At 61.7% G+C, this 10,460-nt stretch carries 10 protein-coding genes; 7 read left to right on the top strand and 3 right to left on the bottom strand.

What is annotated here, in order from left to right; genetic code table 11:
* From VJ604_RS09970 to VJ604_RS09955, 4 genes are all read left to right on the top strand, one after another.
* On the top strand, window positions 1-384 hold a 384-nt coding region (locus tag VJ604_RS09970), incomplete at its 5' end, for an amidohydrolase family protein (protein ID WP_324082094.1).
* 310 nt (window positions 385-694) lie between these two features.
* Entirely contained in the window at window positions 695-1,606 is a 912-nt protein-coding gene (locus VJ604_RS09965) for a pirin family protein (protein WP_324082092.1), read from the top strand.
* Window positions 1,607-1,815: 209 nt separating this feature from the next.
* Window positions 1,816-3,225: an alginate export family protein gene (locus VJ604_RS09960; protein WP_324082091.1), complete on the top strand. Its 1,410-nt coding sequence runs from the start codon at window positions 1,816-1,818 to the stop codon at window positions 3,223-3,225.
* Window positions 3,226-3,341: 116 nt separating this feature from the next.
* Complete coding sequence (locus VJ604_RS09955; protein ID WP_324082090.1) at window positions 3,342-3,626, top strand: hypothetical protein; 285 nt, start codon at window positions 3,342-3,344, stop codon at window positions 3,624-3,626.
* Between the two features lie 65 nt (window positions 3,627-3,691).
* Here VJ604_RS09955 and VJ604_RS09950 read toward each other — a convergent pair whose 3' ends face one another.
* Window positions 3,692-4,096: a hypothetical protein gene (locus VJ604_RS09950; RefSeq protein WP_324082089.1), complete on the bottom strand. Its 405-nt coding sequence runs from the start codon at window positions 4,094-4,096 to the stop codon at window positions 3,692-3,694.
* Window positions 4,097-4,134: 38 nt separating this feature from the next.
* Entirely contained in the window at window positions 4,135-4,731 is a 597-nt protein-coding gene (locus VJ604_RS09945) for a hypothetical protein (protein WP_324082088.1), read from the bottom strand.
* 330 nt (window positions 4,732-5,061) lie between these two features.
* Between VJ604_RS09945 and ercA the strand changes: the two genes are divergently transcribed.
* Together ercA and VJ604_RS09935 are read left to right on the top strand one after the other, a co-directional pair.
* The gene (gene ercA / locus VJ604_RS09940; protein ID WP_324082087.1) at window positions 5,062-6,222 is read left to right on the top strand and encodes an alcohol dehydrogenase-like regulatory protein ErcA; all 1,161 of its coding nucleotides are present in this window, start codon (window positions 5,062-5,064) and stop codon (window positions 6,220-6,222) included.
* Complete coding sequence (locus tag VJ604_RS09935) at window positions 6,206-8,221, top strand: hybrid sensor histidine kinase/response regulator (protein WP_324082086.1); 2,016 nt, start codon at window positions 6,206-6,208, stop codon at window positions 8,219-8,221. The genes ercA and VJ604_RS09935 overlap by 17 nt, the downstream gene beginning before the upstream one ends.
* Window positions 8,222-8,352: 131 nt before the next feature.
* Here VJ604_RS09935 and VJ604_RS09930 read toward each other — a convergent pair whose 3' ends face one another.
* Window positions 8,353-8,619 (bottom strand): hypothetical protein, encoded by a 267-nt coding sequence (locus tag VJ604_RS09930; RefSeq protein WP_324082085.1) that lies wholly within the window; start codon window positions 8,617-8,619, stop codon window positions 8,353-8,355.
* A 255-nt stretch (window positions 8,620-8,874) separates the two neighbouring features.
* Here VJ604_RS09930 and VJ604_RS09925 point away from each other — a divergent pair.
* A partial coding sequence (locus VJ604_RS09925) for a glycosyltransferase family 39 protein (RefSeq protein WP_324082084.1) occupies window positions 8,875-10,460 on the top strand: 1,586 nt, incomplete at its 3' end.

Raw genomic sequence — 10,460 nt, 5'->3', positions numbered from 1 at the left:
CTGTACACGGTCGGCAGCAGCTGGTTCTCCGGTGAAGACGGCAAGAAAGGGATGCTGGTCCCCGGACAGCTGGCCGACCTGACGGTGCTCTCCTCCGACTACCTGACGGTTCCTGAGGCGGAGATCAAGGGGATCGAGTCGGTAATGACCATGGTGGGGGGAAAGGTCGTGCACGGCACCGGCGAATTCAGCAACTTGGCGCCGCCGCTCCCCCCGGTCAGCCCGGACTGGTCGCCGGTCGCCCGCTACGGCGGCTATCACAGCGCCACGTCGACCGCCTCCAGCATGAAATCCGACTGCGGCTGCCATCGGCTGACCACGGCGTCGATCCCGAAACAGGCACCCCTCTGGTACGGGCTGGGCTGCGACTGCTTCGCCTTCTGATCAACCCCATCCTCACCCCTACCCTCCCCTTGAAGGGGAGGGAGTGAGGGCAACAGATGTAAGAGTTAACGAAAAGAACGGGCCGCTGTCCTTGAGGTTAGCGGCCCTTTTGGTGATCGCAGCGGATTTTGTGCGAATGCCACCCGCACGACGGCCCCCTCCCGAGGCGAGGACAGGGTGAGGATGGGAGCCCTCCCAGGACCGTTTCCTCTTTGTGGTAGACTATTACATCGCTTCACCATCCAAACACCCACCAACACCAATCCAAACATCAATTACCACCAGACGACTACCACAAACCGGAGGTTGCATGGTTCCCATCCGCAAAATCAAGAAGGTCTGGAAAAGCAAGCCGACCATCGAAGGCGCCGGCGTTCATCTGAAGCGGGCCTTCGGCAACGATGAAGTCCCCCTGTTCGATCCCTTTCTGCTGCTCGACGATTTCCACTCCAACTACCCGCCCCACTACCTGAAGGGGTTCCCCTGGCACCCGCATCGCGGGATCGAGACGATCACCTACGTGCTGCACGGCCGGGTCGACCATGGCGACAGCATGGGGAACAAGGGGGTCATCGAATCGGGCGATGTGCAGTGGATGACCGCCGGCAGCGGCATCATCCACCAGGAGATGCCGCGCGGGGACGACGAGGGGCTCATGTGGGGATTCCAGCTCTGGTCCAACCTTCCCGCCTCCCACAAGATGATGGATCCCCGCTACCGGGGGATAACGGCGGACGAGATACCCGAGGTCACCCTGCCAGGGGACATCAAGGTGAAGATCATCTGCGGCAAGGTGGGAGACGTGCAGGGGCCGGTGCAGGACGTGGTGGCCGAGCCGGAATATCTGGACGTGACGGTGCCTCCCGAAACAACCTTCACCCATCCGATCACGCGCGGGCACAAGGCGTTCGCCTACGTGGTGGACGGCGAGGGGTACTTCGACCCCGGGCGGAGCGCCTTCGAGCACGATGCGGAAGGGGTGAACTATTTCGACATGAAGCAGGAGTGCGCCTGCGGAGCGGAAACCCTCATCCTCTATGAAGATGGCGACCAGGTTTCCATCACCACCCAGGACAGGCCGGTCCGCTTCCTGCTGGTCTCCGGGCAGCCGCTCGGTGAGCCGGTCGCCTGGTACGGACCGATCGTCATGAACACCCGCGAGGAGCTGGAGGTGGCCTTCGAGGAATACCAGAAAGGAACCTTCATCAAGCACAAAGCGTGACAATCCCAAGGCACTACAAAAAACCTTTATTTAACAGGGATGAAGGGGATACAGGGGATAAAATCTAAAGGCATAAAACCGTTGGCAACAATGAAATTCTAAAGCAGCGTCTTTTCCATGTCTTTGACTTTATCCCCTTCATCCCCTTCATCCCTGTTAAATTTGCTTTTGTCATTTTTCTGAAGTTTGATGGTTTGCTGGAGGGGAAAATGAAGTGCTGGTCATCACTGCTAGCGATAGTGGCGTACCTGATGCTGCTCTCGCCACAACTGGCAGCCTGCCTGGAAACCGAACCATCGGTACCGGCCTACAAGCTCAACCGTGCTGACGAGGATTACCGCTACCTGCAGGCCCCCTCCAAGAAAAGCGACTTTTTGGATCCCATCAAGTACATCCCGTTCAACCAGCGGGGCGACTGGTATCTCAGCATCGGCGGTGAGGCGCGCGAGCGCTACGAGTATTTCGACAACTACAACTGGAAAGAGACCCCGAAAGACAACGGCTACGCCCTCCAGCGCTACTTCCTGCACGGCGACTTTCATTTCGGTGACCACGTCCGCCTGTTCGGCCAGTTCCAGAGCAGCCTGGAGAACGGCCGCGCAGGTGGTCCCCGCCCCTCCATCGACAAGAACGAACTCGACCTGCACCAGGGGTTTCTGGACCTCAAGCTGGGCCTGCCCGATGACGGCTCGCTGACCCTGCGCTCCGGCAGACAGGAACTGGCCTACGGCTCGCAGCGCATCATCGCCGTCCGTGAAGGGCCCAACGTCCGCCAGAGCTTCGACGGCTTCCGCGTCATGTACCGCTCTGGCAGCCTCGCGGTGGACGGCATCGCCACCCGACCGGCCGAGTCCAACCGGTACATCTTCGACGATGGCACCAATCACAGCCAGGGTCTGTGGGGCGTCTACTCGGTTTTCCCCTTGCCCGGGACCACCAAAACCAGCACCGACCTCTACTACCTCGGCCTCTACCGGGAAAACGCCAGGTTCAACCAGGGGACCGCCAATGAGACCCGCCACTCGGTGGGATCGAGGATCTGGCGGACGGCGGCACCGCTCGATTACAACTTCGAAGCCCTCTACCAGTGGGGAAGTTTCGGAGCAGGTGACATCAGGGCCTGGACCGTTGCCTCAGACACCGGATACCGGGTGGAGGAGCTCCCATTCTCGCCGCGCTTCGCCCTGAAAGCGGATATCGCCAGCGGTGACCGGGACCCCAACAACCCCGACCTGCAGACCTTCAACCCCCTGTTCCCCAAAGGAGCCTACTTCAGCGAGGACGGCCTGGTCGGCCCGGTCAACTTCATCAACGTGAACCCATCCGTCGAACTCCACCTGCCGAAGAACCTCACTCTCACCGCCAACTGGGACTTCTTCTGGCGGGAGAGCCTCCACGACGGGCTTTACAACAACGCCGTCGCCCTGGTCCGCTCCGGCACCAGGACCTCTGCCCGCTACATCGGCAGCCAACCGCAGATCCAGTTGGAATGGAGTGCCCAGAGACACCTCACCCTGGTCGCCATCTACGCCCATTTCCTGGCCGGCCCCTTCCTGCGGGACTCCGGCCCCGGCGAGGACGTCGATTACGTGACCACCTGGGTTACCTACAAGTTCTGATGTACCTCTTTCCCCTGCAGTTTGACTTAAGTCATGTTTTGTTGGCGCTTTTAGCTGTACAACGCCACTACCACTTTTGGAATCATGCAGAACTCGAACAGCAAAAGGAGATATGAATGGGAAGTTGTGGATGCGGCCACGCCGCCGGCGCCGGCCCTTATGCTAAAGGAAGGGAATTGGTCGATTTTGTTTCGAAAGCCCACGGTGGCGCGCTGAGGGCCCGCCCGCTCCCTGACCACCTCACCACCACCTGCCAGGGATGCGGTGCATCTTTCACCATGACCACTTTCGTGGGGAGCTGCTCCGCCTGCGGCGGCGTACATGCAGTTTCGCCCCCTCTTTGTGACGACCCGGCCAACATCCAGTTTGCCGGGACCGGATATTCGCTCCCTTCCTTGTGACGGCCCGAAAATAACGAAGCCCCCGGCAGGGGGCTTCGAACTAACAGGGAAAACTCGGTCACCGGTTACATTTTCAGGAGGCGGTTGAAGAAAGAGCGGTAGCGACGCAGGGCCAGGCGGAGGTCTTCGGTGGAAACGTCGTCGCCGCGGTCCCACTGCCCCTCGAGTTTGGTCCGCTCCTCTGCAAACATCTCGGCCAGCCGCTTGATGGCCATGGCCACCAGGTTATCGGCCTGCTCCACGCACCGCCTGGGCTCGTCCACGAAACCGACCTGGATTTCGTCCCACCGGGAGCGGAAGGTCCTGGTTTCATCAGGATTAAAGAGAGGCGCGCTCTCTTCTTCCGCTGCTACAGCGGGAGCCCCCATCGCCACATCGCCACGCATGCCTTCGCCCTCGCCTGCGCCTGCCAGCGCCGAGGTCGTCAGCCCTTCATTCCTTACGTCCTTTTCCTCAGGTCTATCGTTCATGTTGATCTCCTTATCCCTGCTGAACCGTGCGGGTAAGGTTACCCGATGATTTTGCGTTCTTTTTCGGCCGGATACTCGGCCTCTCGCGCTGTGGTCATCTCGCGGCTACCGACCAGATCGGCGAAGAGGGCCCGGTAGTGTATCATCGCCTGTCGCAGGTCCTCGGTGCTAGCCTCCCCTCTGGCGTGCCGAAGGGCAATGGCGTGCCCCTTACGGTAATTATCCACCACGTTCGGGTGGTTCACCGAAATGTCGTCCGCACGCTGCTCGAAATCGCCGACCGGGTAACCACGCCTGGACATCACCTCGCCCAGCAACTGGTCCGCCTCGGTCACCGCGCCTTTGGGGTCATCCACGAAGCGCGCCTGCACCCTGGTCCAGCCTTCGGTAAACCGTGTCCTGTCCTCGCGGGTCAGCGGCCTGATGGTCAACCCCTCCACCCGTTTCCTGCGCCTCTCCAGTTCGGTCTCCGCGCGCGCCCTGTCTCCGGTATCCTGTACCGCCCGGTCGTACTCAGGACCGAAGTGGCCCCGTAATTTCTGCGTCCGCTGCCTGCGGAGAGCGACAATGCCAACCACTGTGATAATTGCAATGGCAATCACCACGATAACGATCAGAAGAGTCGGATTTGTCATTATTCCACCTCCTCCATCTCTGAGAATGATTTAACGGTGCACGTGGCATCTGCCCTTATTATACGTGAGAGGGTTAAAAGGTTGCCATCTTGACATTTCGCTCAGAAAAGCGCCGCTTATTTTCAGAAGAAGGTGGGGAAAATGGAGTTTTTTGGCGCGCGTGCGTTCGCAATTATCGGAGGAACTCCTGTCGCGTTGACAGTCGATTCACAACTTTGCCGATAAGGTTGGTAAAGCCACTGCCGTGCCTGTATAATAATTGCATGCCGATCTGGCATAAGCATTTGAATTGGCTAACGTTTCAGGCAACCCGTTGCAGTGGTGACATGTATGGCGGATCCCTTTGAACTACGAAAGTTCCTGGCACCGGAATTCATCTTCGGCGTGGGTGCCCGCAAACTGGCCGGCCGCTATGCCAAGAACCTGGGCGGCAAGAAGGTGCTGGTGGTCTCCGACCCCGGGGTGGTCCAGGCCGGCTGGAGCACGGACGTCACCGACAGCATCGAGAGTGCCGGCCTTTCCTTCGTCCTTTTCACCGGGGTCACCCCCAACCCCAAGATAGCCGAGGTCGAAGCCGGTGTCGCCGTCTACGAGGCCGAACACTGCGACGCCCTGGTCGCGGTGGGAGGCGGCAGCGTCATCGACTGCGCCAAGGGGATCGGCATCGTCACCACCAACCGCAAGCCGATCCGGGCCTTCGAAGGGGTGGACATGGTCACCTCGCCGATCCCGCCCCTGGTCTGCGTTCCCACCACCGGCGGCACCTCCGCCGACGTCTCCCAGTTCGCCATCATCACCAACCCCAACGAGCGGGTGAAGTTCGCCATCATCAGCAAGTCCGTGGTCCCCGACATGGCGCTGATCGACCCGGAAACGCTGATCACCATGGATCCCTACCTCACCGCCTGTACCGGCCTGGATGCCCTCACCCATGCCATCGAGGCCTTCGTCTCGACCGCCCGCTCCTCCATGACCGACCTGCACGCCCTGGAGGCCATGCGCCTGCTCTCCGCCAACCTGATCCCCTCCATCTCCGCCCCCAATAACCTCGAGTTCCGCACCCAGGTGATGCAGGGAAGCCTGCAGGCGGGGCTCGCCTTCTCCAACGCGATCCTGGGTGCGAACCATGCCATGGCCCACAGCATCGGCGGGGCGCTCGACCTCGCCCACGGCGAGTGCAACGCCATCCTCCTTGACCACGTGATCGAGTTCAACTACAGCTCAGCTCCCGACCGCTACGACAAGGTGGCCGAGGCGATGGGGCTCGACCTGCGGGGGATGCCCGAAAAAGCAAGGAAGAAGGCGCTGCTCGACCACGTCCGGCAGCTGAAGGCTACCGTCGGCATCCGGCGCAACCTCGGCAATGTCGGCGTCTCCATCAGCGACGTGAACCTTTACAGCGATCACGCGCTCAGCGACCCCTGCATGATCACCAACCCCCGCCGGCCGACCCACCGCGACATCGAGGTCATCTATGAAGAGTCGCTCTGACCCGCCGGACCGTTTCGAGGGGCTGCGGGAAAAGCTGGTCGGCCTGGGCGAGTCCTCGGTCCGCAAGACCTACTACCCGGCGCTGCAACAGCGGGTGGAGGAGCTGGAGCGGCTGAAAGCCTTCCTCGATCACAGCAACGACATCTTCTTCCTGGTGGAGGTCCCCTCGGGAAAGATCGTGGACCTGAACCAGTCCGCCACCGACCAGATGGGCTGGCAGCGGGAGGAGTTCAACGCGGTCACCCTCTTCGACGTCTCCGATCTCGCCCACTGTCCCGCCTGCCAAAAGCTGATCAGGCACTCCGGCAAGGAGGAGCGGGCCCGGGCGGAGACCTTCCTGCACCGCAAGGAAGGGGGGAAGTTCCCGGTGGAGTTCACCCTCAACCGGATGCAGTTCCACGGCAACGCCTACGTGCTGGCGGTCGCCCGCGACATCACCGAGCGGAAGGTGGCCGAGGACGCCCTGCGCCAAAGCGAGTACTTCCTGAAGAACGTGGTCGACAACATCCCGGCCATCGTCTTCGCCAAGGAGGCAGTCGAAGGGCGCTACGTGACGCTGAACCGGGCAGCGGAGGATTTCTTCGGCTACACCCGGGAGGAGGTGCTGGGGAGGCGGGACTACGACCTGTTCCCTCAGGAACAGGCTGACTTTTTCAGGCTGAAGGACCGGCAGACGCTGGAGAGCAGGAAGCTGATCGAGATCCCGGAGGAAGCGGTCAAATCGGGCAAGGGAAAGCAGATGTTCCTGCGGGTGAAGAAGATCCCGCTCTACGACGCGGAGGGCCAGCCCTGCTACGTGCTGGGGATCGCCGAGGACATCACCGAGCGCCGCCACCTGGAGGAGCAGCTCCAGCAGTCCCAGAAGATGGAAGCCCTCGGGCAGTTGGCGGGCGGGGTCGCCCACGACTTCAACAACATCCTGATGGTGATCATGGGTTTCGCCGGCATGCTGAAGGGGGACCAGGCGCTGGACGAGGCCCAGCGTGACAAGGTGTCGCAGATCCTGGAGTCGTCCGAGAAGGCCGCCGAGCTGACCCGCAGCCTGCTCACCTTCTCCCGCAAGCAGGTCATGAAACCGTGCACCTTCGACCTCAACGAGATCATCGCCCGGGTGCAGCGGTTCCTGGTCCGCATCATCGGGGAAGAGATCAGGCTGAAGACCACCATCTCCAGCAAGCCACTGTACGCGGAGGTCGACCCCGGGCAGATCGAGCAGGTGCTGGTGAATCTCGCCACCAACGCGCGCGACGCCATGCCCAAAGGGGGGACGCTCAGCATCGAGACCTCCCAGCAGGTGGTGGAGAACGCCGCTCAAGAGAAAAACGGCGGGGGGAACGGGCACTTCGCCGTCATCTCGGTCTCCGACACCGGCACCGGGATGGACGAGAAAACGCGGCTGAAGATCTTCGAGCCCTTCTTCACCACCAAGGAACCCGGCAAGGGGACCGGCCTGGGAATGGCCATCGTCTACGGCATCGTTTCGCAGCACAAGGGGCAGATCACCGTGCAGAGCGAGCCGGGCGCCGGCACCACCTTCAGGATCTACATCCCGCTTTTGGAGACGCTGGTGGCGGCGAGCGAGGAAGAGACGGCGCTTCCGGTCCCCGCCGGCGGGAGCGAGACCATCCTGGTGGCCGAGGACGACCCGGCGCTCTCCAGGCTGCTGGAAACGGTGCTGACCGGCAGCGGCTACCGGGTGATCCTGGCAAGCGACGGCAGGGAAGCCGTGGAGAAATTCCGGCTGGCGGAGGGGGAGGTGGACCTGGTCCTGCTGGACATGGTGATGCCCAACATGCGGGGAAAAGAGGCGGGCGAGCTGATCAGGGCGCTCGACCCGAAGGTGCGGCTTCTCTACACGAGCGGCTACACCAACAACATCGTTCTCACCCAGGATCTTCTGCGGGAGAACGTCGACTTCCTGGTGAAGCCGGTGCATTCTCAGGAACTCTTGCAGAAGATCAGGGAACTGCTGGATCGCAGAGCGGAAAACGGCAGCTGAGACAGGAAAAGAATGCGACGCGAGGTGGACGCCCTGCCTGTGCAGCGAAAGAGGGGCACCCAGCTGGGGTGCCCCTCGCGGGGAAATGAGTTGATCGGCGTGTTTCGGGCGCTACTGCCTCGGCTCAGCGATCACTGTTCGACGATCTTGCTGAGTTGCTCCCCATCCTCTGCCTGGTCCCTGCCAGCCTTGGTCGCCGCCACCGTCGGGGTGCCCGCCTTGGGGGCTTCTTTTTGATCGTCCAGTGCGGCGATCATCTCCTGTTCCAGGTTCGTGTCATCGGAGAGCCCCGGGTCCCGCTCCTGCTGGGATCTTCCCGTCCTGGTCGAGGCGTAGGCTACGCTTCCGGCGAGCAAGACAGCAAGACTGACGGCGACAATGACGGTACGTTTCTTCATCTGGAGTTTACCTCCCGGCCGAAATTAGGCATCGAAGCAACCTTAGCAATAAAACCGATCTTACACCAGCCAAAGTTTTACTCAAGTCAGCTATTTCTCGTTTCCCCGTTACCAGGACAAGCACCCCGGCTTAGAGTTCGCGAAAGGTATTGCTGGTCAATAATGCCAGAAGTGCTATAATGCGCCGATTTGCTACATCCCGGAGAGGGGAAGCGCCGAGGTTTTCCGCTTTTCCTGCTCAGGAGGCTGATATTTATGGATTGGTTCACGAGGTACTTGGAAAACGAGCAGCAGAGGTGGCGGGATATCACGCTGCTCGTGCTGGTGTTCGGCCTGGTATTTTTCCAGAGGCTGGGTAACTTCCCGCTCCTGGGAACCGACGAGGTCCGTTACCTGGAGATCCCGCGCGAGATGCTGGAGCGCGGCGATTTCATCACCCCCACCCTCAACTACGTCACCTATTTCGAGAAGCCGCCCCTCCACTATTGGTCCAACGCCCTGGCAACCGTCCTCTTCGGCGAGACCCCCTTCGCGGCCCGCTTTTTCGGGGCACTCTGGGGCCTGCTCGACGTGCTCCTCGTCTATCACCTGGGGCGCAAGCTGTTCGGGCGGTCCAAGGGGCTGCTCGCAGCCTGCGTGCTCGGCAGCTCCATCGGGGTGATCGTCCAGGGGCGCACCAACATAACCGACACCACCCTCACCTTTTTCCTCTGCGCCGCGCTCGGCTCCTTCCTGCTCGCCTCCCGTCCGCAAGAGCCGCGCAAGGCCCTGTACTACTACCTTTTCTACGCCTTTTCCGCCCTGGCCGTCCTTGCCAAGGGGTTGATCGGGGTGGTGCTCCCCGGCGGCATCATCGTCCTGTTCATCCTCTGCACCCGCCGCTGGAGCCTTTTGCGCGAGATGCGGCTTCCCCTGGGGATCCCGCTGTTCCTCCTGATCTGTGCCCCCTGGTTCGTCCTGGTATCGCTCAGGAACCCGGATTTCTTCCAGTTCTTCTTCGTGCACGAGCATTTCCAGAGGTTCCTGACCAAGGTCCACCACCGCTACGAGCCGGCGTGGTATTTCATCCCCATACTCTTCGGCTGCATGCTCCCCTGGTCGTTCTTTCTTCCCGCCGCCCTCTGGCGGAGCCGCAAGCTTCGCGAGGAGTCCGGGGAGGAGCGGCTGTTCCTGCTGCTGTGGGGGGGACTGATCTTCCTCTTCTTCTCGGTCTCCCATTCGAAGCTGATCCCCTACATCCTGCCGGTTTACCCGGCCTTCGCGCTGCTGGTGGGCTTTTACCTGGGTGAGCTGATCGAGGCCAGGCGACAGGCTACCGCGACCGCCGCCGCCATCTCCTTTTGCTACCTCGTCTGCGGGGTCGGCTTGGCGGCCTATCCCTGGGTCGCCAAACATCCGCGGCTGGCACCGGTGGGTGCGGCCCTGGTCGGCGTGCTCTTTCTCGCCCATGGCCTGATCGCCTTGCTGGGCGCCAAGGGAAGGCTGCCGCGTCTGGTGGCCGGACTCGGGCTCTGCTCGCTGGTCACCGCCGCACTGGCTCCCCCGGTCTTCTACGAGGGGATCGCCAAGCGCAAGCTTTCCCGCGACTTGGCCCTCATGGTGAACACCCAGGCGGGTAAAGATGCCGTGATCGCCAGCTTCGGCTATCAGCAGGAGCTGCCGCTCTACACCAGGCGCAGGGTGCTGGTGGTCGGCTCGCCGGGCGAGTTGGAGTTCGGCAGCAAGAAGGCGCCGGACTGGTTCATTTCTGAAGAGAGTTTCGCTGCGCTGTGGCAGGGGCCGCGGCCGGTCTACGCTATGGTCCCGAAGGACTACCTGTTCGCCCTGCAGCACCGCCTGAC

It is taken from the genome of Geomonas sp., from assembly GCF_035254065.1.
Taxonomy (GTDB): domain Bacteria; phylum Desulfobacterota; class Desulfuromonadia; order Geobacterales; family Geobacteraceae; genus Geomonas.
Note: the sequence above shows the minus strand (reverse complement) of the source record. Positions and strands in the feature narration are given on the sequence as shown.